Source organism: Pseudoalteromonas sp. BSi20439, from assembly GCF_000241165.1.
Lineage (GTDB): Bacteria > Pseudomonadota > Gammaproteobacteria > Enterobacterales > Alteromonadaceae > Pseudoalteromonas.
Genome location: NZ_BADW01000047.1, coordinates 26160 through 52592, shown reverse-complemented (window position 1 = coordinate 52592; position 26433 = coordinate 26160). Strand labels below are relative to the sequence as shown.

The following is a 26433-nucleotide window of genomic DNA, read 5'->3' as shown; positions in this document are numbered from 1 at the left end:
CCTTTTAGATGGCGGTATTGTAATCGACCTTGCCTGTGATTATAAGAGCCAAGCATTAGAAACTTTAAATTAACGTCAGAATCAACACGCAATGCGCTTTTACTTTTAGCTCGGCTAATAGGTATTTGCGGTATTTGCTATTTTAGTTTTAAATCAAACACCACGTTTATAGATGCTTTAACGCTTATTGTTGCACCTAAATATTGCTGTTGCGTAAATGGGCTCTCGTTATTTCTAGCAGCCATGCTATTTCTGTGGCTAGATAAAATAATGTGCTTAACACCGCTCGCGTCATAATCTGAGCTGCTGGAATTTGCACTAATACTATAAACGTTGCCAAGTTCAGCACCAAAAGACTGAGCGAGCTTATTTCCCTTCGCTTTTGCGTTATCGATTGCTAGTTGTGTCGCCTCTGCCTCTAACTGCTTAGCCTTGGAGGATAAACCATTAATTTTTTTGATATTGTCTATTTTTAAGCGTTGGGCAAAATCAATAAATTCATCGACTTTTTTAATATCTTTCAATGTGACTTTAACTGTTTTCAGTGCTAAATACTTATCGCCTGAAACAGTTCCAGATTCTGTACCAACCCTAGTGTATACCTTGCTTTTTAAACCCGATATATGAACATCACCTTGCCCAAAGGCGTATTTGTCTAATTCTTCGAGTAACACGCTAACCCGGCCATCAAGCTCACGTTTAGCCTCAAGTAATGTATCTTCAATGCTTTTTACTTCAAATATAATTTGAGCCATATCTGGCTCAACTAATACCTCAGCTGTGCCATGCACAGAGATATGACGATTAGCTGGCACGCCTGAATTAGCAAAAGCAATAAGAGGGAATAAGGTAATAAAAATAGCGATGATAAGTTTCATATTCGTTCCTTGAATTTTTAATTAAACATGCGTTCCCATAATTATACAAACAAGAAGAAAAGTAAACTGAATAAAACTAAGCCATTGTGCCTACTTTAAAGTTGGGTTTCGCTTCGCTCTTCAGAACCTACGTTAGATCGCCTACTTTAAGTTCTTTACCGGCGCCTATTTGGTGGCATTGGGCTAATAACAATTCGGCAGTGGCTTGTGCATCGGTAAGAGCGTGATGACAATGATAGCTTGGTAAATCGTAGCGATTACGGCATTCATTTAAGGTTAAATCATCTAATTTTATATCGCTTGCGTGTTGCAGTAAGCGCTTTTTTTCTATTTGTAAGGTATCGATGATCAGCTTAGGCCGCTGGGTGATCCCTGCATTTTTTAGTGCTAACTTTAAAAAGCCCCAGTCGAGCATGGCATTATGAAATACTAAAATGCAGTCACTAAAGTGAGCGCTTAGAGACATTAAAATACTCTGTAGGCTTTGCCCTTGTGCCACCGAGTCAGTACTAATGCCATGAAAAACAGGGCTTTGCTCTAGACTTTTAACCTCTTTATTAACGATATGCTGCGACTGACTGTTTTTAATACATTGATTATCAATCAGTACCCAAGCAACCGAGACAATTTCATGTTGTTTAGGATCAAGCCCTGTTAATTCCAAATCAATCACTAAATAACGTTGCTTTAAAGCACTTTGCGCAAGCAAATGACGACGCTTTAAGTATCGCGTAATAAGCAGCTTAACCATTATTGTTACAAACTCCCACGCGCAAATTTAAACGCCGCGCCTTGCTGCGCTTGTTTTACTAGGTAGAACGCTTCTTTAAGCTGATGACGTTCTAACGAATTGAGTTTGTCTGGGTTAATGCAATTACTAGGTAACCCTTCTTCATTTATTTGCGTGCGCAGCCGAAGCTGAGTTAAAAATCGCCAACAATCTTTTAAATTATAAATATCTTCTTTGCTTAATAGTGAATACTTTAATAAAGCATCCAACCTCTCTTGGGTGTTAGCACGGCGAATGCCTACTTTTAATGCATAAAGTCGCGCTAGATCGTTAATGATCACCACCCCGCGCTTTTTAAGATCGATGTATTTATGGTGTTGCTCTGTTTTTTCGGTTTTAAAGTTATTAAATAAACCAATCGGCGCACTATTAGCGTTAACATCGCTGGCCATTGCCGCATAAAAAAGATCGTTGCGAGAAATATGAGTTAATTCTTCACAAAACTGACTATAAAGTGTGGTGGATCCTTCAATAAAACGCAGATCAAAAAAGATTTTACAGTTTAACATTGCTTGGGGTGTGGGACTGGTGATCCACTTTAAAAACTTCGCCCGCCAATCACTAACACTCATTCGACACGCATCACTGCTAGCCATTATGTTACCGGGGCAACGACGAATGCCGCACTCAACTAAGTTTTCACATACAAATTCGCCCATCTGTTTAAAATATGCGTGCTGCTCATCATTTAAACCATCAGGTAATAACAAGCCATTATCTTGATCTGAATGCAGTGTTTGCTCTTCGCGCGCTTGAGAGCCAAAACAAATAAAACTAAAACTGGTAGGCGCGGCGCCATGGTGTTGTTGAAATAAAAAAATGAGTCGCGAGGTCAACGCATCGGTTAAACCGCTGAGTAACTTTCCGATCAGCGAAATATCATCAATATTATTTGAAAACCCTTTTAATAACTCAGGAATTTCTTTCGCGTAACGTTTTAAATCAGCCACATTATGGGCCTTGTAAATACGACCAATTAGCTGCACTGGGTCGCTTTTTTGTTGGCGTAGTAAGTCTGTACTGGTGATCATTCCTAGCGGTTTGTGGTTTTCGTCAAGCACAGGTAAATGATGAATATTATGCTTAAGCATTAAGTGCAGCGCTGAAAATACGCGGTTATTTTCAAATATAAACTTAGGCTTATTGGTCATAATACTATTGATAGCTTGCGCGGGATCTACTTCATCAGCAAGCACTCGGTTACGTAAATCCCGATCTGTAACTACTCCAACAAGATGCGAATTTTCGGTGATCATCATTGATGAAATCCCATGCTCTTGCATTTTTTTAGCACTATTACGGATGCTGGCATCGGGGGGCAGCGTAATCGCTTTGCGAGTCATGATCTCTGATATTTTACGCTCAGACCAGCTGTCGTTGTTACTTTTATAATGTGATGACAGCAATCGATTAGCATGAGCACGAACAAAGTATTGCTCGAATGCTTTATATTCTCGACGTAAGTAATCAAAATCCGTTTGCTCGAGCATATAGACAATGCCCTCTTTTTGTACTTCTAAACTGTTTTGTATTGAATCTCCCGTCAGTAACGAGGGGTAACCAAAGTAATCACCTTGAGTTAAACGCGTTACCGTATCGCCTTGAGCATCCACTAAATCGTATAACCCGGAACGAATTAAAAATAATTTAGGCTGTTCACTGTTAAGCCATTGCGTTTGGTTTTCTCGGGTCAAATAAATACTATCGAGATGGTTAACAAAATAACTGCAGGCGCTGTCCTGTAACATTGAAAATGGTGCTTGCTTGTTAATAAACTGCGCGACTTCCTGTTGCTCACTACTCATAAATCATCCTCAATAAAAAGCGACTTAACCTGAAATATGGTTATTTAATATAGCGATTATTTAATGTAGCCATTATTTAAACAAATAAAAAGCCCGACTTAAGTCGGGCTTTGATGCGTTATATCATTAGATATATGGATTAGTGAGCATGCGCTTCACTAGACCCTTTAGGATTACGAATACCTTCAACCATTTCTTGAATTTCAACTGGTGTCGGTTGAGTCATTTTCATAACACCTGCAGCTACTGCAAAGTTAATGATCATGCCTACTAAACCAATCCCTTCAGGTGAAATACCTAAGAACCAATTTTCTGGGCTATTAAGCTCTGGACTCACAAACTTGAAGTAGATGATGTATGCAGCAGTAAAGGTGATACCCGTTACCATGCCTGCAATTGCACCATGTTTATTCATAGATTTAGAGAAAATACCCATAATAATTGCAGGGAAGAAGCTCGCCGCCGCTAAGCCGAAGGCAAAGGCTACAACCGAGGCCACAAATCCTGGCGGGTTAATCCCAAAGTAGGCGGATATTACAATAGCAATCATCGCTGCCAACCTCGCTGCAAGTAACTCTTGCTTGTCGGTTATATCCGGTTTGAGTGTCCGTTTAAGTAAATCATGCGATACCGAGGTCGAAATTACCAATAGTAAGCCCGCTGTAGTAGATAGTGCCGCGGCAATACCACCAGCAGCAACGAGTGCAATAACCCAGGCTGGTAAATCTGCAATTTCAGGGTTCGCTAGTACCATAATATCGCGGTCAACGTTTACTTCGTTTGCGCTATTAGGGTCAGTGATTTTACCTGATGTGTAGAACATTTTGCCGTCACCATTTTTATCATTAAAGGTGATTAGGCCCGTACGTTCCCAGTTTTTGATCCATGCTGGCGCATCTGCATACGCTGTACCGCTTCCGTCTTTACCGTTAATTGTATCAATCATGTTTACACGGGCAAACGAAGCTACTGCGGGTGCTGTTGTGTATACAATAGCAATAAACACCAGTGTCCACGCAGCTGAAATACGCGTGTCTTTAACGCGAGGTACAGTGAAAAAGCGAACAATTACGTGTGGTAAACCGGCTGTACCCACCATAAGAGCACCTGTGATTGCAAATACATCAATCATACTCTTAGAGCCTTCAGTGTACTGACCAAACCCAAGCTCAGCACTTAAACCGTCTAGTTTATCCAATACATACATGCCTGACCCATCACTTAGCGTGGCACCAAACCCTGTTTGTGGGAAGAAATGACCGGTTGCCATCATAGAGATGAAAATAGCCGGTACTAAATAAGCAAATACTAGTACACAGTACTGCGCAACTTGCGTGTAAGTAATACCTTTCATACCGCCAAGTACGGCATAAAAGAAAACAATAATCATGCCGATGTAAACGCCGGTTTCAATTTCAACTTCTAAGAAACGCGAGAACACCACACCAACACCACGCATTTGACCCGCAATGTAAGTAAAACAAATAAAGATGGCACATAAAATAGCCACTAAACGCGCAGTACGTGAGTAGTAACGGTCACCGATAAAGTCTGGCACGGTAAACTTGCCGAATTTACGTAAGTAAGGCGCTAAACACATAGCCAGTAGTACATAACCACCGGTCCACCCCATTAAGTAAACACTTCCGTCGTAACCCGCAAACGAGATGATACCCGCCATTGAAATAAATGACGCAGCACTCATCCAATCCGCAGCAGTTGCCATACCATTAGCAAGTGGAGGTACACCACCACCAGCAACGTAGAATTCATTTGTTGACCCAGCACGAGCCCAAATTGCAATACCGATATAAAGCGCAAAGCTTAAACCGACGATTATAAATGTGAGTATTTGAACATCCATTGATTAGCTCCTATTCGTCTACGCCATATTTTTTATCTAACGTATTCATTTTGAAAACGTACACAAAAATCAAAGCCACAAAGGTATAAATCGCGCCTTGCTGGGCGAACCAGAAGCCAAGTTTAAACCCAAAAAAACGTACTTCGTTAAGTACATCAACCAGTAATATGCCAAAGCCGAAAGAGACTACAAACCATACTGCTAATAATTTAAACAGTAATGAAATGTTTTCTGCCCAATAAGCTTTTGCTTGTTCTTCATTTTTAAAAGCCATTTTTATTTTCCCCTTTAAACATCACAAGATTGTGATGGGTGGTTTTTTATATTCGTTAACCAATTTAGCAATGCAATTCAAATATTGAATTGCGACAATAGTCGTAACAACATATTAACGTTTTCGTAAACTGCTAGCGATTGATTAATAAACAAACCATGAACTACTTTAGTTTCAGTAGCTTAATGAATTTTAATAACTGAGGTTTTTAGCCGAATTTAAACAAACCGTGGGAATAAGACATTAGTCTAACTAAATAGACAAATAAAAATTAAAGCATATAAATCAGTATGTTATTTTATTTATAGATAATATAAATAAAATGTATACCCCCTACTTTATCCACAACTAGGTATTGTAAATAAGCAAACTACTTCAAACTCCAACTGACGCTCGCATCTTGAGATAGTTTGGGTATAGTTATGGCAAATTATAAAAATATTCTATGAGGTTAAATAAACATGACGGCTGTACTACTGATCGTTGCCTTTGGCTACATAGGTCTGCTGTTTTGGCTGGCAAATTGGGGCGATAAGACCACGCCACTGGCCAAGCGTATTAGTCATCACCCATTTGTGTATTCATTTGCATTGGGGATTTATTGTACTTCGTGGACTTACTATGGTTCGGTAGGCACCGCAGCTACCAGTAGTTGGAGCTTTTTGCCTATTTTATTAGGGCCCGCTTTACTGTTTTTTTTCGGCCAAGGCTTTTTACGTAAACTGGTATTGGTGAGTAAAAAACAAAATATTACCACCATTGCCGACTTTATCTCAGCACGTTACGGCAAACGCCAAACCACCGCCATCATGGTGACCATTATCGCCTTATTGGCCACTATTCCTTATATTGCTCTGCAATTAAAAGCGCTCAGTTCTAGCTTTTTACTTTTGCAAAGCAGTAATCAGATATCTGGGGACATTTTGGCGTTATCGGCCACGTTAATGATGGCGCTATTTGCTATATTTTTTGGCACGCGTAAAGTTGATGTAACCGAGTATCGCTCAGGTTTAATGCTCGCAGTGGCGTTTGAATCGCTAATAAAGTTGTTTGCTCTAGCCGCTGTAGCAGGGCTTGCAATATATAGCTTATTTAATTTACCTGCAGAGAGTTCTAGCCAAGTTGCCGAGTCCATTTGGCTGCATTGGGCACAGTTTGACTTTTTTAGCTTTAACTTTGTAGGTCAGTCGCTGATGGCGGCAGCGGCTATTATTTGTTTGCCACGGCAATTTCATGTAACCGTGGTTGATAACCAAGATAAGCGCCATTTATTCACTGCTCGCTGGGCTTTTCCATTGTACTTGTTATTGACCGCAGCAATGATTTTACCTATTGCCACCGCTGCTATTCATCCAGAAATTGGCCGCAGCTTATCACCAGACAGCTTTGTACTGGCACTGCCTATGCTGCACGATAACGCTTTTTTAACCACCTTTGTATTTATAGGTGGGCTTTCAGCTGCCACGGCCATGATTGTTGTAGCCACGCTTACGCTAAGTACCATGATCTCCAACGATGTGGTGCTGCCCTTAATGTTACGCCGTAAATTTAAACGTAATTTAATCACTAGCAGCTACAAATCTCGTATTTTGTTGGTGCGTCGATTTACCATTGCCGGGGTGCTTATTTTAGCCTACTTCTATCAGCAATGGTTTGGTAATGGCAGCGCGCTGGCCAGTATGGGATTAGTGGCTTTCTCACTGGTGTCGCAGTTATTACCTGCTATTGTAGGTGGTTTATATTGGCGAAAAGGCCATGCTTATGGTGTTTATGCCGGGCTACTCGCTGGGGTCATTTGTTGGGTACTGTTTTTAATGCTGCCTATTTTAGAAGCCCCTAACCCACTAGACAGTGAGCTACAACAAACACTTATAACTCGAGGCACCTTAATCGCGTTGTTTGCTAATATTGGCTGTTACATTAGCTTTTCCTTGGGAGCTGAAGAGCGCTTAATTGATAAAATTCAAGCGGCGGCATTTGTTAATCCTAAAGATCAGGCCATTTTATCTCGTCGCTTAAATAAAAACGTAAAAGCCACGGTGTATGACTTTAAAATTTTACTGCAAACCTTTTTAGGTATTCAACGTAGCCAACAAATTTTATCGCATTACGCACTCCATCATGATTTAAACGACAACAACGCACACCCTCGCGCTGACTTTATTGCCTACTGCGAACGCGCACTGACAGGCGTATTAGGTGCCTCTTCTGCGCAAGCACTTATTCACACCGTATCGTCTGGCAAACGAATGGCGTTTGAAGAAGTAGTAAACTTTTTTGATGAAACCACACAAGCACTGCAGTTTAATCAGAACTTACTATTTACCTCACTAGAAAACTTAAGCCACGGACTCTCTGTGGTAGATAAAGATCTTAACCTCGTTGCTTGGAATAAGCGCTACAGCGAAATGTTTAACTACCCTGAAGGCTTTTTACAAGTTGGCCAGCCTATTGAAGAAATAATACGGTATAACGCAGAGCGCGGTGAATGCGGCCCAGGTGAAATTGACCGCCATGTTGATAAACGGGTTCAGCATTTAAAAAATGGCAGTTCACATCATTTTATTCGCCATCGTCGAAATGGCCAAGTGTACGAAATGATAGGTAACCCACTGCCTGACGGGGGGTTTGTAACGAGTTTTTCTGATATTACTAATCATATTAGTACGCAAAATGCGCTCGAAGAAATTAATATGGACTTAGAAAACCGTATTGAAGCGCGCACCCAAGAAGTACAAACCATTAATAGTAGCCTGCAAGCACAAATCGATAGCCGCGTACAAACAGAGCAAGCACTCACTTTAGCTAAACGTGAAGCTGAGCAAGCAAATGATAGTAAAACTCGCTTTTTAGCACTCGCCAGCCATGATATTTTACAGCCACTCAATGCGGCACGTTTATACCTTGCCGCCATTGATGAAACCCAGTTAGATAGCACCAATAAAAATAATTTTAATAAGTTAGGTGATAGCCTAGATTCCACCGTGCATTTAATGTCGGCTTTATTAGAAATTGCCAAGCTAGAGCAAGGGGCAATGACCCCAAATCCCCGTCACTTTTGCATTGATGATATTTTAGACCCTCTTAAAAGCGAATATGCGATTTTATCGAGCGATAAAGGACTTTCATTTAAAGTACGTTCAAATCAACAAATAGTACACAGCGATATTACTTACTTGCGTCGAATACTACAAAACTTGCTGTCAAATGCGATTAAATACACCGAAGATGGCCGTGTGTTAATTGCCTGCAGAAACAGAAAACACAGTTTACGGATTGAAGTATGGGATACCGGCCCAGGTATTAGCGATATTGAACAAGCAAAAATATTTAACGACTTTTACCGAATTGAAGCGGGCGACAATAAAGGCGTTGGCTTAGGTCTAGGGGTCGTTAAACGTATGGCTGATTTATTGAGCCTGCCGATTGATGTGGTTTCATTACCCAATAAAGGCAGCCGATTTAGTATTGAAGTGCCTTATGGTGATGCGCAATTAGTACAGCAAAAACAAACCAGTCAAAATATAGTCGACAACCGCGCCGCGATAAATATTATTGCCGTTGACGACGACCCTGAAAACCTTGCAGCCATGGCCAGCTTATTGAAACGCTGGCAAGCAAATTACACCCTATTCGATAAAGTAGAAGCGGTGTTAACTTATGCAAAAGAACAGGGGGCACCTGATGTTATTTTAATGGACTATCAATTAGGTAATGATTGGGATGGCATTACGTTAATTAAAGCGCTACGCGAGATTTGGCAAAGCGATATTCCGGCTATTTTAATTACCGCAGTGCGTGACACTGAGCTAAAACAAACCACCAAAGCTGAAAATATTCATTATCTGAGTAAACCAGTAAAACCAGGTAAACTTAAAGCACTGCTGAATCACAGTACTTAACGTTCAATAAACGTGTTAGCCCAGTAAATACTGGGCTAACACCTAACTATAATTGCGCTTTCTGAGTTTTTGGAACAACCAACTAAGCCCTACCAGCGACAGCCCTAAACCAATGAAGGATAATGCTTTTAAAAGCCCCGTTAAGTTTGCCATATCAATTAAAAACACCTTAACAATTACAGCGCCAAGAATACCTAAACCAACATTTTGCAGTAACCGTTGCTGCTTTAAATGCCCGGCTATCACGACCAGTGCACCCAGTAACAACCAAATGACCGAATAGCTATATAGTTCAGCGTCACTGGTTGCTTTATCAAGGTAAATGAAGCCGCCTTGCCAATATTGGCGGATCAAGGTGTTGATAGCTAATACCGCTAATAAACCAGACACACCGAGTGTAATTTGACTCAATTTAGCATTTAACGATTTAACTAAACTCGCTAACCATAACGCCAGTAGGCTCGGTACCAACCAAATTAAAATCACCCAGTTAAATATTGGCGTTTCACCAACATAAAGACGCATTAATAACGGATTATCACCCAACGTTGTTTTAATTAACAATAAGCCAGCTAATGCAGATAATATAAGACCTGCTGTACGGTATAACTGACCTAATTGCCCAGCACTTTGCGCACGGTATAAATAAACGCAGCCTAAGCCAAGTAAGTTACAGCTAAGTAATACTTGCTCATAAAAACTTAAAGAAAAAAGTTGTGGGTAATGCCCTACCAGTTGATAACTGGTTTCGGTTGTCACAAATAACGCTAAGCAATGCAGTGCTGCTCCTTCGAGCCATATTTTTAGTTGTGAAGCATTAAAACATTTAGCCGCTGTAAAAAATAACCCAATACAAAGCGGGTAAACAACTAAGCTCCAATGCAAATCAAATAGTGTTAGCTCTTCATAACTAGGCGTCCAAGGTGATAGGGTTAGACGTAAAAGTAATGCCGCCACCAGCGCCTTTATTGGCCAGTGTGGCATTGCCACATTGTATTTTTTTATTAATAAGCTCAACAGTAATACTTGAACAGCCAGAGCAATGGTAAGGCCGCTATCGCTGAGTAACATAGTAATTGCTAAGGTAATATTGGCGTTTGCCCCTACCCAATAACTAAAGCGCTGCCATAAGGTTGTTTGATGCTGAGTAAATTTTATTAACACCGCACTCATTAAACATAGCAACACCGCCCAAAGTGGGTAAGCGGTTGCTAAAGCCGTGTTTGGGATCATCGCATACAAGGCGCCAACTAATGCAAACATGCTTAATGAAGCAAGCAAATGAAAGGTTAATCTTTTTGGGTATATATTGCCAAAATAAAGTCCATAGCCACTCAAGCCCAGAGCAAGTAATAAGCCTAATCCGTATTCATTTTTAAAAATAAATAACGCATCATCAAAGGTATAAGTTTGTTCAGCACTGATCACTAATAACAGCGCAATCACTAAAGAGACCCCTTGCCATGCATCCCAACGACTATTTTTTAGCACTAAAAATAGGAGTAAAACGATGCTTAATAACGCCACTATTTGCCATTGTATATTAAACACACTCAACAGCATGGCAACCATTAAAGGCGCAATAAAGGCCAGTAACAAACCATGATCTGGAAATAAATTAACTAACCGTTTAAAGCTGTGCGGGCGTACTTCAAGGGTTTTAAAGGTTAACCCTAAGCGTGCAATAGCGATTAATCCTAAAATACTTAACAACGCAAAAGCGCCTATTAACCACACTGTGTCGTAGGTAAATAAAGTGAGTCCAACCAAATACCAACTAATATGCCCTACCCATAGTAAATACCACAGCCAAACACGCTTTACTTTTTGTGCCACTACTGTCGCAGCAACACTCACAAGGGCAACATAAATAAGCAAAGAAAATAACTGCCCACTGCCCGTATTTACCCAAATAGGGACACTGTATGCGCCTATAATGCCTATTACTGCAAGTAAAGGGCCTAGCTTTATTGCCATTGCACTAGCACACAGAGCAATAACTGCTAAGCCAATAAACGCCCACTCAGCACTGAGCATGCTAAAGCTGTTATAAGCTAAAAACATTAAGGCAAAACAGGTTATAAAGCCGCCACTAGCCAAGGCTGCAGGAATATAATTATTAAAGCCTTCAAAAACGATTCGTTTATAATGTAAATAGGTCGCCGCTGCGATTAAGCCAACACCAAATAACCCACCAGCACTGAGCCTCATTGCTGGTGAAAGTAGCCCCGCCTCTAAACTGTATTTTGCTAAAAATACGCCACCTAAAGCCAAAGCAATAGCACCAATCCAGGTCATCCAATTTTGCTCGAAGCCTGCACGTAACTGCTTAAAGAGCAGTTCAATACTCGATGGTTTTTTAGCTATCGTTTTACGAACTGATGTAGGTTTAATGCTCACTGGTTTATAAACAGCGGCTGGAATATCTGAGCGGTGTAGAGATTTTGCATTATCTATTTGAGGATCGGCGGGAGATTTTTCATTTATTGCTGCATTTGCATTTAACTCAAACTGAAATAGTTTTAGTTTTAATGCTGCAACCTCTTGTTTTAGGGAGTTCAATTGCACTAAGGCTACTAACCCACATATGGCCCCTGCAACAATCGCAATAGATATAATAATTGCTAATCCGATTAACTCATCCATACAATTCCTTTTTATCTCGTAACAAGAGTTCCCAAAAATAGCACAAGCGAAGTCTATTTCATAAAATTACTATGTTTAAGCAACCTCAAGGCGATCACGGCCTGCTTTTTTAGCACGGTATAATGCTTGATCAGCACGTTTCATCACATTATCAAAGCTCTGCTCACTGCTACGATGTGCAATACCAATGCTAACCGTTAAAGAGCGCTGGTTTTGCACTGTAATAGTGCGAGCAGTTTCTAGGATAGTCTGCGCAAAGTTAAGTACTTCATCAAGCTCATAACTAGGCAGATAAGCGGCGAATTCCTCTCCCCCTATGCGAGCAAATGTATTTTCATTCTTAAATAGCGCATTCACTTTGCTAGCAAATTCTTTCAGCACCTGATCGCCCACATCATGACCAAAGTCATCATTAATACGTTTGAAGTGATCAATATCTATGATTAAAACAGTATAGGGATTATTAACAATCCCCTTCACATGCTGATAAAAGCAGCGTCGGTTATACACTTTAGTTAAATCATCTATAATAAATTCTTGCGCCAAGCGGGTGTGCATTCTCTGCATGAAATGCATGGTTTTAAATAAACCATAAGCAGTAACTAACATGCCGAGTGTTCTACATAAATCTTCGATGTAGTTACTCACCCAAAAAGGCTGACGTGTCACTTCATCAAGTACATCGGCAGTAGAGCCTACAATCCATAGCATCAAACCGATACTGACATATACATAGGCTTTTTTGGCTAACTGTGAACATTGCACCACAAAGAAAATAGTGAAAATAACCACCAAATTAATAAAGTCAGTGGTAAAGCCATAGAGATTTTGTGTTATGTCTATTGGAGGGAAGCGCATTAACGAAAAAATTGAAAAGCCAATAATAAATGCCAGCGTAGCTAAAATTAACAGCTTGTTTAATCTGGTAATTTTTACAAAACGGCTGAGCTTAAGGCTCACTTTTTCCGGATTCATCATAGGCTATATTAAAATTTATTATTGTTATTAAAACTATACCATAAACTAAAACTGATTAATTTTAAATTAATGTGCTTATAATCCAACCAATCGCAACTAAAATAGTTAGTCCAATCATGGCCTTAGTTTTGTGCTTGCTGATAATACGTTCAGCTTGATTACCCGCATAATACACCACTATTGCTAAACCAAAATAACGTATAGAGCGAGCAATCGCGCTTGCTAATAAAAACAGCGCCAGCGAATACTTAGTCGCGCCAGCGGCCAACATCGCAATTTGAAACGGAATAGGCACGATACCTAGGCTTAATACAAACCAAAACCCTTGTGACTGCATTTTCTGTTTTACGTTTTCAAACTGCTCAGGGCTTGAGAATGTATTGATAACCCAATCGCCAATCACATCAAATAAGTAATAACCTAAAGCGTAGCCAAATAGCGCCCCCACAATACAGCCTAGTGTTGCCATAAGAGCAATTTGCCACAGTTTTTCGCGCCTTGCCTGCATTAAGGGCACCAAAACAGCTTCGAGTGGAATGGGCACTATGGTGGATTCTAAAAATGAGGCAATAGTAATTCCACCGAGCATATTTTTAGACTCAATAAATTGACGTGTTTTTTGCTTGAGCTTTTTTTGTACTGCCATAAACGTCCTGTTAGCAATGAGGTAAGTGATTAAATCATCTCATAATAAGGTTAATGCTACCTGAAGAAATACAACCAACATAGTAATCAGCAAAAGACTGCTTTATTATCTTTATATACCATTATACTTTTAAAATTTTCACAATATGCAAACTGCTCGCTACATTCCTTTTAGAAAACACGACATCATTACAATGTGCGCCAAAGAGCTTACCAAAGACCAACAAACTTCTTTTAAGCAGCTTTGTGAACTTTTAGCCAGCTTAATTCACTTTCAGTACCACGGCACACTTGAGTCATTAAAAAACAATTACGCGCCTTTTGATCCAAATAGCGATACCCGTTTAATAAACAGTGTGACTGATGAGCAAAAAGCCCAGTGCCAACGCGATTTTGCTAGAGATTTTGCCAATGTATTAAACGCGGCTAATTTTGAAGTGATCACCCATCAAGACTTACAAGATGCACTCAACGAAGAATCACTTTTTAAAGTACGCCTTGAGGTGGAGTTTGAGGATTTTGAAGAAGTGGTTTTTTATCGCCGAGGCGAATCACAGCTGAGCGAAACCATAACCAGTTTTTGGGGATTACGTAAAAAGCCACTGCATTTTACTAATTACGATCGTGTGGCGGTATTTATTCGCTTTAAAGATAAAGCCTATTTTGAATCAAAAAATAAACTACCTATGGGGTTTGAGCCCAGTTCAACCATAGTAAAACTATTTCAAAATGTGCCAAAAGCCGATCTGGAAATGCTATTTCCTAATAGCGAAGTACGAATGCGCCCTATCGATAAAATTATTATTGGCTCGTCAGCTTTAGTGGGGGGTGCCGTAGTGCTTATAACAAAATTAGGTGCATCGCTTGTTTTATTATTTGCGCTATTTGCATTTTGGGGAGGCTTTAGAGATGAAGCCGTAGAAATGACCCAACAGCATTTTATTACCTTTGCTATTGGTATGGGGGTATTTGGCAGCTTTATTTTTAAAGAGTGGAGTAAATTTAAAAACCGCAAAATTAAATTTATGAAAGCGCTGAGCGATAATCTGTACTTTAAAAACCTAGATAACAACGCCGGTGTATTCCACACTCTCATTGATGCTGCCGAAGAAGAAGACATTAAAGAAGCCCTGCTTGCGTATACGTTTTTACTAAAATCTAAAAATGGCTTAAGCACACAAGCGCTTGATGAGCAAATAGAGACGTGGTTTAAAACTAAGTATCAATGCGAGTTAGATTTTGAAATTAGCGACGCGCTTGAAAAGCTTAAACGTATGCATTTAGTAACTTGCACAAACACCCTATATAACGCAGTAAATCTAGAGCACGCAAAAGTCATATTAGATGAGCGCTGGGATAACCTGTTTCAATATAACTAAGCAACTAGTTACACAACAAAAAAGCAGCTGAAACTTCAGCTGCTTTTTTCATTATTACCTAATTGGTAATTAAGCTGTTTGCTGCTTTTTAAATTTTGCATGCACTAATTTATAAAGTGCGGGCAAAATTAACAACGTGAGCAAAGTGGATGATATAATTCCACCTACTACCACGGTTGCCAAAGGCCGTTGTATTTCAGCGCCGGTACCGGTATTTAGCGCCATAGGTATAAAGCCTAAACTAGCCACAAGCGCGGTCATTAGCACTGGGCGTAATCGCTGCAATGCCCCGCTATGTATTGCATAATATAAGCTTACCCCCTCTTTTCGTAACTGCTTAATGAACGACAACATCACTACACCGTTTAATACCGCAACACCACTTAGAGCAATAAACCCCACACCCGCTGAAATAGAAAGCGGCATATCTCGTAGCAATAATGCCAACACCCCACCGGTTAGTGCCAGTGGTACACCACTGAATATAATCAGTGAATCACGCAGCGATCCAAAAGCACTATAAAGTAAGCCAAAAATAAGCAATAAAGTCACAGGCACTACCAACGACAACCGTTTACTCGCAGATTGTAATTGCTCAAACGTACCGCCGTATTCAAGCCAATAACCGCTGGGTAGGTTAAGTTGTGCGTTCATAGTCGCTTGGGCATCTCTTACAAAGCTGGCTAAATCGCGTCCTGTTACATTAGCTGTTACTACCACATTGCGCTTGCCGCTTTCGCGATTTATTTGATTAGGGCCTTTTTCAATACTGATTGTAGCCACTTCTCCAAGCGGTACAAATGCAAGTTCAGGGTTACTACTTTGAGGTAACGCAATAGGTAAACGCGCAAGCGCAGAGACATCTTCAGACCAACGCTTATCTAAGCGCACCAATAACGAAAAGCGCTTATCACCCTCATAAATTAGCCCTGTTTGCACCCCACCAACAGCAGCGGCAAGAGTTTGTTGAATGTCGTTTACGGTTAATCCTAATAGCGCCATATGATCTCGCATTGGGGTAACAGAAAGTGTAGGCAAGCCCTCCATTTGCTCTAAACGAACATCGGTAGCACCGGTAATATTTCGCATTAAGCTTGTGGCTTTTTCGCCAAATTGCTTAAGTATGGCTAAATCATCACCGTAAATACGCAGCGCTACATCGGCACGCACACCGGCAATTAACTCGTTAAAGCGCATTTCTATAGGCTGGGTAAATTCATAGTTATTACCCGGTACCTCATTCACACGATGACGAATGCGCTGCACTAACGCGTCTTTACTTAGTGATGGATCAGGCCATTGCGCACGCGGCTTTAACATTAAAAAAGTGTCGGCAACATTAGGCGGCATAGGATCGCTGGCTACATCCGCGGTGCCAATCTTTGAAAATACGTTCGCAATTTCAGGTTGCGCTAATAAAGCCTGCTCCAACTGCTTTTGCATTTGCACCGATTGTTCAATACCGGTGCCAGTAATACGCAGCGCATGCATTGCAATATCACCTTCATCAAGCTGAGGTAAAAATTCGGCGCCCATATTTTTAACTTTAAAGCCAAGTACCAGCACTAAAACAGTGGCAATGCTTATCATAAGCCACGGTAATTTAAGCGATAAATTAAGCAGTGGCTTGTAGATTTTTTTAACGCCACGCATTACTGCGTTTTCGCTTTCATCTACTTTACCACGCACAAATACGGCAATAGCCGCCGGCACAAAGGTAACAGCAAAAATAAGTGCACCTATTAACGCGGCAACAACGGTAAACGCCATGGGCTGAAACATTTTGCCCTCAACACCACTGAGCGCAAAAAGCGGTAAATACACCAACATAATAATTAAAATACCAAATACCGCGGGGCTAAACACTTCTTTGGTGGCTGAAGTGACAACCTCTAAACGCTCACTGAGCGTAAGTAAGCGACCATGTTTATGTTGAGCCATCCCTAATTGACGAAGGCAGTTTTCAACCACAATCACCGCGCCATCAACAATTAATCCAAAATCGATTGCACCTAAGCTCATTAAGTTACCCGAGACTCGATTGCCCACCATGCCTGTAATAGCAAATAGCATACTCAGCGGAATAACCATGGCGGTAATAAGCGCACCAGTGATATTCCCAAGCAATAACAATAAAATGACGATGACCAATACCGCCCCTTCAAACAGGTTTTTTTGTACTGTGGCGATGGTTTTATCAACCAGATTGGTGCGGTCATAAACAGGCTCAATGATAACCCCTGCAGGTAAACTTTTTTGTACTTGTATAAGCTTATCAGCCATGGCTTTAGCAACCACACGGCTATTTTCACCAATTAGCATCATCGCCGTGCCTAATACGGTTTCCTCGCCATTATAAGTAGCCGCGCCAGTTCTTAGTTCTTTTCCTAAGTATACATTTGCCACGTCCTTAATTCGCACAGGAGCATCATCACGCTTAGCAATAACGGTGTTTGCTATATCCGCTAATGTTTTTAATTGCCCAGGCGAGCGCACTAAATATTGGCCGTCAAAGCGCTCTATATAACCGGCTCCGCGATTGCTGTTATTAAGCTCAAGTGCACTAATAACATCCTTGATTGTTAGCTTATAAGCGATGAGCTTTTCTGGCATGGGCGCAACTTGGTACTGGCGCTCAAAGCCACCTTGGCTATTTATTTCGGTTACGCCTTTTACTTTTAAAAGCTGCGGACGAATAACCCAGTCTTGTAAAGTACGTAAATCTTCGGCGCTGTAAGGCATACCATCACTTTTTAACGCATCGGGTTTTGCATGCACGCTATAGGTAAATATTTCACCTAAACCACTGGCAATAGGTCCAAGGTTTGGCTCAACATTATTAGGTAAATCGGCGCGAATACTTTGAATACGCTCTCCAATTTGTTGACGCGCCCAATAAATATCGGTGCCTTCATCAAAAATAATGGTTACTTGAGAAAGCCCATAGCGAGAAAGCGAACGGGTATAGTCAAGCTTAGGAATACCCGCCATCGCTGTTTCGACTAAGTAAGTGATACGCTGCTCAACTTCAAGCGGCGTAAAACCAGGCGCTTTAGAGTTAATTTGCACTTGTACATTGGTAATATCGGGTACAGCATCTACCGCTAAGTTTTGGATGTTATACACACCAAACCCAGCAAATAAAAATGTTAGTGCCAGTACCATCATGCGGCGTTTAACCGCAAAAGAAACAATCCAGTTAATCATGGTACCTCCTAGTGTGCGTGACTTGCGCCGCTTTTTAAAATGTCGGCTTTGATCACATAGCTATTGGTTGTGACGTACTCGCTACCTGGGCTTAAACCCGCGATCACTTCAACCCACTCGCTACTTTTTGCGCCTAAAGTAACAGGGCGTACTTCAAATACACTATTTTTACGCACAAACACACTCGTCATACCATTAAACTCTTGAATAGCCTCAGGCTTTACACGCACGCGGGCATTAACTTTATCGATACTGACATCACTATTAACATGCATACCTGGACGCCAATGACCATCTGGGTTATTAAGCTCAATACGGGCACGTGCAATGTGCCCGCCAGTCATCATAGGTGCTATAAAAAACACCTTACCTTGGGCATTTAAATGATGATGTAAATCGTAAACGATAGCGCTTTGACCAATGGCTAGGTTTTCAATATTTTCAGGAAAGGCTGAGAGCTCAACCCATACTTTATCAAGGTTCACGACTTGCATTAGCGCACGAGCACTTGCCAGTTCGCCACGCTTTAAATATTGTTCGGTTACCACACCGCTAATAGGGCTTTTAATGCTGTAGTTTTGCAAAGTTTCGCGATTGGTGACGCTGGCCAGTACCTCACCTTTTTGAACGTTTTGACCAATACTGACAAAAATATCGCTGATCAATCCGGTATATGGCGCCATAACTTCTACTGTGCCATGCTGTGTCGGTGCAATAACACCAAACAGCGTGTCGGAAATATCAACCTCGCCACTTTGTGCTATCTCTGTTTTAATGCCCGCACCTTTAATTGCTCGCTCGCTAAGCACAGTGCGGCCTTCGTGCTGAGAGTACTCAAAGCTAACGCGCTCACCTTTATAATTGGCAGTAATCAAAAGCTCAAATGAATGTGGCTCATTTATCGATTGCGTGCTAACAAGGTAGCCATTCTCACGGGTAAATTGTATTTTTTGTGGCGCTTCTACTAAGCGTTTTAAGTTCATTTCTATACTTAAATCGTTTATATCTACCGGCTGTTTTTGCTCATAACCATATACGCGCAGCTCAACTTTACCTGCCAATTCTTGCAGCTTTAACTCAAGAGTGAGCTTTTCGTTGGTTAATAAAAAGCCGCCGTGTGGACCTTGTTTTTGGGTTTGCTCTGTTTGGTCATGTTCTGCTGAGGCAAATACATGTGTGCTTGTTAAGCTAGCTACAAACGAGAGAAATACTAATAATGCGATAAAAGTGTTGTTCATGATTGAAAAGTCTCAGTTAAAGATTGGCCAGTTAAACGCTCAAGTGCGAGATGGGTCTGATATAACGCTGCATATGTGTTAATCAACGCGCCTTTAGAGTCAAAAAGAGCTTGTTGAGCATCGAGCAATTGCAACACCGAAATTTGTCCGCGTTGATAGCTTTTTAAACTTTGCTCAATGAGTGTTTGGGCTTGGGGAATAACTTGCCCAGATAACAACTGTGCCTGTAATGTCTTACCTTGGTAATAGGCATACAAAGTACGAACTTGCTGACGTAATTGAACCCGTAACAGTCCTTGCTGCTCACGTAACAATGCTAACTGACTGTTAGCTGCTTCAATATTACCGCTATTTGAGTTACTCAATTGCAACGGCATTGAAAACGAAAACAGCAATGAACTGGTATCGTTTTGCTGGTTGTAACGCAGGCCTGCACCTACATTAATGTCACTTTGCCCATTGGCTTTTTGCAGCGTTAAGTTGGCCGCTTGCTGTAAGTATTGCTGCTGTAACATAGCAAAATCAGGCGCTTGGTTAACCGCATCAAGTAACCCTTGCTCAGATTTAAGCGGCATTAATGTATTAATATTCCCAGCTAAATCCGTGTAATCATGTTGCTTATTCCATAGCTCATTGAGCGATAAACGTGCTCGCTCAAATTCGCTATTTAGCTTCGCTTTATCAAGCTCAACTTGGCTAAGCGCATAACGCATACGGGTTACATCCGCTTGCGATACAGCGCCGGCATCAGCTCGTTGCGTTATTGCTTTAAGTGCTTGGCTTACAACCTGATGTCGTTCGCTATTGAGAGAAAGTAAAGTTTGAAATTTAAGCGCCTCGTAATACCGCTCACCAGTGGTTGCCAATAAGGCTAAACGAGTATTTTGATATTGTATTGCTTGGGCTTTAATGTTTGCCGTAGCGTAATTTATACGGCTTTGGCGTTTATCTCCAAGCTCTATAAGCTGGCTAAATGCCAAGGTTATTTCAGCGTCTTGCACACCACGTGCATCGTTTGTCCCCAGCAGATTTTCAGCTTCTATATTTAAGATAGGGTTAGGCGAAAGTGCAGCTTGAGATTTAAGCGCGCTGAGTATTTTTTGATGATAAGGGTAGCGTTTTAATAGCGGATTTTGTTGCTCGGTATTTATCAACGCTTGTTTTAGAGTTAGTGTTTTAACATTTGCAAACGCACTAAAAGCAGGCAGCGTGCACAGCATCACCACCAACATAATTGATTTTTTATTCATATAGCTTGTCCGTTTTTAATAAACAGAGTTCACTTGCAAACCATTCACAACCTACGCAAAAGATAGCGACAGTGTAAATTGCTCAGCAATCTAAACATGCCTATAACGGCCCATAAAACACTTATGTGTAGGCAGCTAAAAGCACAGTAATTAATTGAAATTAAATTAAGAACTAGCTAAATGAATTCGGTGGCGGTACGTCTGGTGGATAATGTAAGCCGTGATAGCATGTCGCTAAAGTTGGTTTACTTTTCTCGGGAGTTATTGAGTGATTTGAGTTGTGGCTATAACCACTGTGGCAATGCTGGTGAGCATGTATTTCTGCTGTTGGGGCGCTGTCGTTATCATCAGCAGTTTAGCTACTTTGCGAAAATGAGCTATTTACGTGATCAACGTCTTCTTGTAAATGGTACGCGGCGCCATCACAGCTTATAAAGCTATGCACAAGCACAAGTAACATTACAATTAAAAAACGATTTGAACGCACAGTTAAACGAATTCCTTATTGAAATACACGATTAGTTAAGCTCATTACTTATCTAATTCAGCACTGTACCTGAAAATACCTAAAAAAGTAATGCAGCAAAATAAAATTTTATTTCATTCAATCTTATTTTGCTGCAAAAAGCCGCTAACCAATCTTAGCGGTCAATATTAACCGTTATTAAGCAACCGCTTGCTCTAAAATTTCACGGCTTTCTTTTAACGTAATAGCTTGGTTTTCACCAAGGGCAACCATGCCATGCGCTTCTAGTTTGCCAATAATATTATCAATGGCAGCCGCTTTATCATCGCCATGCTCAGTAAGCTCAGTGGCTACATCAAGACTGTGGTAAAACGCTTCAATTGCTTGAATTGTTTGCTCTGCTAAATCATCTGTTTGTGCAAGACCAAATACGTTTTTACCCATTTGTTCTAGTTTTGCTTTTTTAACTGTAAATTGGTTGCGCAGTAAAGAAGGCTGAACAATAGCCAGTGAACGTGCATGATCAACGCCGTAAGCAGCTGTAAGCTCATGGCCAATCATGTGGGTTGCCCAATCTTGTGATACGCCAGAACCAATTAAGCCGTTAAGTGCTTGGTTTGCAGCCCACATAAGGTTTGCACGCCATGCATCGTCTTGGTTTTCAAAGTTATCACCCAATGTTTTAAGCGCTTTTAACAATGCCTCTGCGTAACCTTCTTGAACAAGTGCACCTTCTGGGAATGTTAGGTACTGCTCACAGGTATGTACCCATGCATCTACTAAACCATTAACAAGCTGGCGCTGCGGTAATGTTTTCATTACATCAGGGTCCATAATGGCAAATTTTGGTAATACTTCTGGAGATGCAAACGGTAGTTTTTGCTTCGTAGCTTCTTTGCTTACTACTGAATTTTGATTAGATTCAGAACCCGTTGCTGGTAGCGTTAATACGGCACCTATAGGTAATGCGCTGGTAATTGTGTGCTTACCTGTAGGAATATCCCAACCTTCGCCATCATATACAGCAGATGCTGCAATGTATTTAACGCCGTCTATTACAGAGCCGCCGCCTACACCTAATACGAAATCGATATCTTGTTCTTTACAAATTTTTACTGCTTGGTCTAGTACTTCAATTGTTGGGTTAGCACCTACGCCCGAAAACTCTACCCAATCAAAACCTTCAAGTGCTGCTGCAACTTGGTCGTACACACCGTTCTTTTTAATAGAACCGCCACCGTACACAACTAATACTTTTTGATCTTTTGCGATCAAATCAGTAAGTGCGGCAATTTGTTGCTGACCAAATTGAATTAAAGTGGGATTTACGTAGCTAAATTTCATTATTTTGCTCCTAAAGGGGACGGTTAATTACTAAGCACCTTATCAATTCTTAAATAAAGTGTTGATAAATGCATAATAATGGCATAGTACATATATAAAAAGCCTAATAACTGCCAAAAGCTTGCCTAAAACTATCAGCGTTGTTATTTTACGCCAAATACCGTTAATTTAAGCCGCCCTTATGACGACCATCGCCACTTTGTTACAACAATACGCAGAGCATAATAAGTTGCTCAGCTTTGAAGGTACCATGGAAACAATTATTCCAGGGGTGTACTTTCATCGCGCGACAAAAAGCTCAGCGCGTCAGCCGCTTATTTATAATTCAGGTATTATTATCGTTGGCCAAGGACATAAAATTATTCACTTCCCTGAGCATCAAATTCAGTATGGTGCAGGCGATTATTTAGTACTAGGAGTGCCAGTACCACTAGAATGTGAAGCGTTTACTGATAATGATTTGCCGGTAATGGGTATTGCAGTTGATATAAACCCAGCCATGCTGCACAAATTGGTTAGCCAAATGATGCAACATAAGCCTATTTCACCACCGTTAACGCAAAGCGGAGCGGTACAAAGTGCCGCTTTAGATATGGCCATGGAGCAAGTCACTCACCGACTGTTAACAGTGTTAAACAATCCGCTTGAGGCTGAGGTATTTGGTGGCGATATAGTTAAGGAATTAGTATTTAGAGTACTGTGTGGCCCTCAAGGGCATACCTTAATTGGGCTTGCAATGCACGATGGCCATTACGCGCGCATAGCGCGTACTTTATCAACATTACATAGCAATTACGCAAGCCCTATTACCGTAGAGCACTTAGCTGAAGAAGTGAATATGAGTGTGTCATCTTTTCACCGTGCTTTTAAACAAGTTACGTTTGAATCCCCTTTGCAGTATTTAAAAAAAGTACGCTTAGCTAAAGCAAAAGAATTAATAACCACCTCTGGCAGTAAAGCTAACGAGGCCGCATTTAAAGTAGGTTACACCAGTGCGTCACAATTTAGTCGTGAGTTTAAACGCCACTTCAATAAAACCCCCAGTGAAATACATGTGTGATTAAAAATAACCCATTCTTGCGCTAAGTCATTATTTAAATACTTTATTACTAGTAAAGTCTACCGGCTTTGTTAAGGTCTGTTGACCTTTGCGGATTAAAATTTGCTCAAACTAGGGGCGGTTTAATCACGGCGCGAGGTTTGTAACCTAGTGGGCTAAGTAAAAACCGAGCAAAGCTTCCGCGTCCTGCTCACGCCCCTTACCTACATCCATGTAGGCAACAAAGAGTAAATCGCCCCTAGGCAGAATCCTTCGGGCAGCGCCTGTTTGGCATTGATGCTGCGTTATCGCCTATTTATGGGGAATAACCACACCACATAGGCTCTGCCTTGCCTAAATACCAAACAGACTGCTGCAAATTTAACCTTGAAAGGTCAACAGACCCTAGTATGGTTTAAAAGTGTTCGTCTACTTAGTAGCAATAAATTGTACGATAAAGACAAGGAGTTTTTTGAGCATGTTAAGCGCTCTCATGGTTAGGTTTAGCATTTTTATATGCGCTTTTACTCTGCTATTTAGTAACGTTACTTTTGCGCAAGAGCATTGCCAGCTCAGTGTAAGAGCAACAAACACATCGGTGTCTTTGTCCAAAGAAGTTGTCTCAAATATTAAGCTTAAAAACGGTATCAATCATCTCGAATTAAGCTGTAACTTAAACCAAGGCGGGGTGTTTTCATTTACTCGTCCTGCACTTAAAGACTTTTCGTGGCAGCAAAATTCAGTATATAAAATACCTTTAAAAACCAATCAGATGGCAATTTTAATGGACCCAGGCGTTTTTACTGCCCAGCTTACGGTTACTACCTCAGCAGCTTATACCCCACGCTTTACTTGGTCAGATACACAGCCTTTTGTCGAAAAAATTCAACGCTACAACCTTATTTTTGGCATTTTTTATGGTCTTTGCGCCACGCTTATTTTTTATGCACTAATTATAGGGCACGGCATAAAAGACCCTCTTTTTAAACTGTATGGCATTTATATTTTTTGCATCGCTAGTTTTATATTCTTTCAAGAAGGACAGCCTTATTTATTTACACAGCAGTACTACTCTGTGTACGTAAGCCATCTTTACACGTTAAGTATTGGCTTAACTATAATCAGTGCTACATGGTTTATGAGCGCACTATTGGAGCTACCTAAATACTTTCCAAAGATAAGCAATACATTAAAAGTTGCCGCCTTATGCGTACTGACTTTGTGCTTACAAAAAATAGCCCTCGATCTGCCACTAATAACCAATATTACCTCTGCAGTAACCGGCTATTTATCATTATTTATTGTCATGACTATTTTTATCCTCAGCGCGATACAAACAAAGTACGGTGTTAATGAAGCAAACTTGGTATTTATAGCACTGGCAAGTGTGTTTATTAGTATGGTGTTTAGAGTACTACTAACCGATTACAGCCCGTTCATTCAACGCTATAGATTTGTTATTGCGTTTACAATTGAATCTTTATTACTAGCTATTGCCGTCGGCAGACGAATTCAAAGGTTAAGTTATGCAAAAAAACAAGCTGAACGACACGCTAACTTTGATCACTTATGCCATATATACAATCGTCGCGGTTGGAGCTTAAAAGCAAACGACTTACTAGCAGAGCACAAGCAACGAGGAGGCGTTTTATGTTTTTTATATATAGATTTAGACCGTTTTAAAGCAATTAATGATACTTATGGTCATGATGTGGGCGACAAAGTACTGTGCAAAGTTGCAGAGTCACTTAGTCAACATATGCGCACTGAAGATGCCGTTGGTCGCTTAGGAGGCGATGAATTTGTGGCCATGGCATTATTTAATAGCAACGAAAAAATTAACCAGCGAGTTAACACCCTAGAGCAACAATTAAACCAGTTAACTATAGAGCATCAGGGCCATACCATTTCCATTTACGCCAGTGTTGGGCAAACTAGCTATACTCAGCCACCTGATAACTTAGACACAGTTTTAAAAGCGGGTGATGAAGCGATGTATAAACAGAAATTACAAAGAAAGGCGAAGCAGGCTGAAAAAATGGTAGTCCCCGCTATTTAAAAACATAAAACATGAGCTAGTCAATAAGACTAGCTCAGCTACAGTCTAATCCTTTTTAAATAGTACCTCAGGATTAACCATGGTTTTCATTTCGAGCACGTTACCGTTAGGATCTTCAATAAAAAAGGTTTCTTGCTCAAACTCATCACCAACAAAACGACGGTAAGGCTGATCTAAATATTCAAGGCCGGCATCGGCAATGCGTTGCTTAAGTCCTTGAAACTCGTTCTCTGATAAATGTATACCAAAATGAGGGACAGCCACCGCGCCCATATCAACGTCGTGACGAACCGTAGGTAAACGCTCAACACTTTGATGCAGGGTTAATTCATTACCCCAAAAATCAATGTCTACCCATCGCCCCGCTTCACTATTGCCAGTTTTACAGCCAAGTACGTCACAGTAAAACGCTTTCGCTTTTTCAAGATCACCAGCAGGGATAGCCAGATGTAAACAGTTAGACATAAATTACCTTAGGTTATAACTTTTAATATATGAAATATGCTGCATTATACATAATTTGCAATTTATAGAACATTAACAGTGTTATTTTTAGTCATTCATTGCATATTACTAACCTTCAATAGTAATAATTCACCTTTTAGCTGCGGTGTATCGATTTTAGTCTTAAATCGCAGTTTTAACTATTAAAGCTAAAACTGATACATT

Annotated in this window: 17 protein-coding genes and 1 pseudogene; 4 read left to right on the top strand and 14 right to left on the bottom strand. The window is 40.6% G+C overall.

The window, feature by feature from the left end; all coding sequences use genetic code 11:
- Positions 1 to 137 precede the first annotated feature (137 nt).
- From P20439_RS04215 to P20439_RS04195, 5 genes are all read right to left on the bottom strand, one after another.
- Positions 138 to 878, bottom strand: coding sequence for an SIMPL domain-containing protein (locus tag P20439_RS04215; protein ID WP_008111204.1), 741 nt, complete (start codon positions 876 to 878; stop codon positions 138 to 140).
- Positions 879 to 1005: 127 nt separating this feature from the next.
- Complete coding sequence (locus P20439_RS04210; RefSeq protein WP_008111206.1) at positions 1006 to 1629, bottom strand: 3'-5' exonuclease; 624 nt, start codon at positions 1627 to 1629, stop codon at positions 1006 to 1008.
- Between the two features lie 5 nt (positions 1630 to 1634).
- Positions 1635 to 3473, bottom strand: a complete 1839-nt coding sequence (locus P20439_RS04205; RefSeq protein WP_008111208.1) for a DUF294 nucleotidyltransferase-like domain-containing protein — start codon at positions 3471 to 3473, stop codon at positions 1635 to 1637.
- 139 nt (positions 3474 to 3612) lie between these two features.
- Positions 3613 to 5337, bottom strand: a complete 1725-nt coding sequence (locus tag P20439_RS04200; RefSeq protein ID WP_008111210.1) for a sodium:solute symporter family protein — start codon at positions 5335 to 5337, stop codon at positions 3613 to 3615.
- Between the two features lie 10 nt (positions 5338 to 5347).
- Positions 5348 to 5611, bottom strand: a complete 264-nt coding sequence (locus P20439_RS04195) for a DUF4212 domain-containing protein (RefSeq protein WP_008464847.1) — start codon at positions 5609 to 5611, stop codon at positions 5348 to 5350.
- Between the two features lie 461 nt (positions 5612 to 6072).
- Between P20439_RS04195 and P20439_RS04190 the strand changes: the two genes are divergently transcribed.
- Complete coding sequence (locus P20439_RS04190) at positions 6073 to 9513, top strand: PAS-domain containing protein (protein WP_008111212.1); 3441 nt, start codon at positions 6073 to 6075, stop codon at positions 9511 to 9513.
- A gap of 42 nt (positions 9514 to 9555) precedes the next feature.
- Here P20439_RS04190 and P20439_RS04185 read toward each other — a convergent pair whose 3' ends face one another.
- The 3 genes from P20439_RS04185 to P20439_RS04175 form a co-directional block, all read right to left on the bottom strand.
- The gene (locus P20439_RS04185) at positions 9556 to 12159 is read right to left on the bottom strand and encodes a DUF2339 domain-containing protein (protein ID WP_008111215.1); all 2604 of its coding nucleotides are present in this window, start codon (positions 12157 to 12159) and stop codon (positions 9556 to 9558) included.
- 75 nt (positions 12160 to 12234) lie between these two features.
- Entirely contained in the window at positions 12235 to 13134 is a 900-nt protein-coding gene (locus P20439_RS04180; protein ID WP_008111217.1) for a GGDEF domain-containing protein, read from the bottom strand.
- Between the two features lie 64 nt (positions 13135 to 13198).
- Positions 13199 to 13783, bottom strand: coding sequence for a YqaA family protein (locus tag P20439_RS04175; RefSeq protein WP_008111219.1), 585 nt, complete (start codon positions 13781 to 13783; stop codon positions 13199 to 13201).
- A gap of 145 nt (positions 13784 to 13928) precedes the next feature.
- Here P20439_RS04175 and P20439_RS04170 point away from each other — a divergent pair, with 145 nt between their 5' ends.
- A complete protein-coding gene (locus P20439_RS04170) occupies positions 13929 to 15161 on the top strand; it encodes a TMEM143 family protein (RefSeq protein ID WP_008464846.1) in 1233 nt (410 codons plus the stop codon).
- Between the two features lie 69 nt (positions 15162 to 15230).
- Here the strand turns inward: P20439_RS04170 and P20439_RS04165 are convergent, their stop codons facing one another.
- The 5 genes and pseudogenes from P20439_RS04165 to P20439_RS04145 all read right to left on the bottom strand — a co-directional run bounded on the left by P20439_RS04165 (position 15231) and on the right by P20439_RS04145 (position 22666).
- A complete protein-coding gene (locus P20439_RS04165) occupies positions 15231 to 18368 on the bottom strand; it encodes an efflux RND transporter permease subunit (RefSeq protein ID WP_008464845.1) in 3138 nt (1045 codons plus the stop codon).
- Positions 18369 to 18376: 8 nt separating this feature from the next.
- Complete coding sequence (locus tag P20439_RS04160) at positions 18377 to 19606, bottom strand: efflux RND transporter periplasmic adaptor subunit (protein ID WP_008464844.1); 1230 nt, start codon at positions 19604 to 19606, stop codon at positions 18377 to 18379.
- Complete coding sequence (locus P20439_RS04155; RefSeq protein WP_008111228.1) at positions 19603 to 20856, bottom strand: TolC family protein; 1254 nt, start codon at positions 20854 to 20856, stop codon at positions 19603 to 19605. The genes P20439_RS04160 and P20439_RS04155 overlap by 4 nt, the downstream gene beginning before the upstream one ends.
- A gap of 172 nt (positions 20857 to 21028) precedes the next feature.
- Positions 21029 to 21343, bottom strand: a pseudogene (locus tag P20439_RS19120) (hypothetical protein).
- Positions 21344 to 21520: 177 nt separating this feature from the next.
- Positions 21521 to 22666: an iron-containing alcohol dehydrogenase gene (locus P20439_RS04145; RefSeq protein ID WP_008111234.1), complete on the bottom strand. Its 1146-nt coding sequence runs from the start codon at positions 22664 to 22666 to the stop codon at positions 21521 to 21523.
- Between the two features lie 181 nt (positions 22667 to 22847).
- On the opposite strand from P20439_RS04145, the gene P20439_RS04140 reads away from it, so the two are divergent.
- Positions 22848 to 23726, top strand: a complete 879-nt coding sequence (locus P20439_RS04140; protein ID WP_008111236.1) for an AraC family transcriptional regulator — start codon at positions 22848 to 22850, stop codon at positions 23724 to 23726.
- 457 nt (positions 23727 to 24183) lie between these two features.
- Positions 24184 to 25764 carry a diguanylate cyclase gene (locus P20439_RS04135; RefSeq protein WP_008111427.1) on the top strand — a complete coding sequence of 527 codons (1581 nt, stop codon included), beginning with the start codon at positions 24184 to 24186 and terminating at the stop codon, positions 25762 to 25764.
- 45 nt (positions 25765 to 25809) lie between these two features.
- Here P20439_RS04135 and P20439_RS04130 read toward each other — a convergent pair whose 3' ends face one another.
- A complete protein-coding gene (locus tag P20439_RS04130; protein ID WP_008464842.1) occupies positions 25810 to 26229 on the bottom strand; it encodes a VOC family protein in 420 nt (139 codons plus the stop codon).
- Positions 26230 to 26433 lie beyond the last annotated feature (204 nt).

Bases quoted from the DNA above. Each gene is read 5' to 3' on its own strand.
- P20439_RS04195 (WP_008464847.1), bottom strand. From the start codon at position 5,611: ATGGCTTTTAAAAATGAAGAACAAGCAAAAGCTTATTGGGCAGAAAAC.
- P20439_RS04180 (WP_008111217.1), bottom strand. From the start codon at position 13,134: ATGAATCCGGAAAAAGTGAGCCTTAAGCTCAGCCGTTTTGTAAAAATT.
- P20439_RS04170 (WP_008464846.1), top strand. From the start codon at position 13,929: ATGCAAACTGCTCGCTACATTCCTTTTAGAAAACACGACATCATTACA.
- P20439_RS04145 (WP_008111234.1), bottom strand. From the start codon at position 22,666: ATGAAATTTAGCTACGTAAATCCCACTTTAATTCAATTTGGTCAGCAA.
- P20439_RS04205 (WP_008111208.1), bottom strand. From the start codon at position 3,473: ATGAGTAGTGAGCAACAGGAAGTCGCGCAGTTTATTAACAAGCAAGCA.
- P20439_RS04190 (WP_008111212.1), top strand. From the start codon at position 6,073: ATGACGGCTGTACTACTGATCGTTGCCTTTGGCTACATAGGTCTGCTG.
- P20439_RS04185 (WP_008111215.1), bottom strand. From the start codon at position 12,159: ATGGATGAGTTAATCGGATTAGCAATTATTATATCTATTGCGATTGTT.
- P20439_RS04155 (WP_008111228.1), bottom strand. From the start codon at position 20,856: ATGAATAAAAAATCAATTATGTTGGTGGTGATGCTGTGCACGCTGCCT.
- P20439_RS04130 (WP_008464842.1), bottom strand. From the start codon at position 26,229: ATGTCTAACTGTTTACATCTGGCTATCCCTGCTGGTGATCTTGAAAAA.
- P20439_RS04160 (WP_008464844.1), bottom strand. From the start codon at position 19,606: ATGAACAACACTTTTATCGCATTATTAGTATTTCTCTCGTTTGTAGCT.
- P20439_RS04175 (WP_008111219.1), bottom strand. From the start codon at position 13,783: ATGGCAGTACAAAAAAAGCTCAAGCAAAAAACACGTCAATTTATTGAG.
- P20439_RS04210 (WP_008111206.1), bottom strand. From the start codon at position 1,629: ATGGTTAAGCTGCTTATTACGCGATACTTAAAGCGTCGTCATTTGCTT.
- P20439_RS04165 (WP_008464845.1), bottom strand. From the start codon at position 18,368: ATGATTAACTGGATTGTTTCTTTTGCGGTTAAACGCCGCATGATGGTA.
- P20439_RS04215 (WP_008111204.1), bottom strand. From the start codon at position 878: ATGAAACTTATCATCGCTATTTTTATTACCTTATTCCCTCTTATTGCT.
- P20439_RS04140 (WP_008111236.1), top strand. From the start codon at position 22,848: ATGACGACCATCGCCACTTTGTTACAACAATACGCAGAGCATAATAAG.
- P20439_RS04135 (WP_008111427.1), top strand. From the start codon at position 24,184: ATGTTAAGCGCTCTCATGGTTAGGTTTAGCATTTTTATATGCGCTTTT.
- P20439_RS04200 (WP_008111210.1), bottom strand. From the start codon at position 5,337: ATGGATGTTCAAATACTCACATTTATAATCGTCGGTTTAAGCTTTGCG.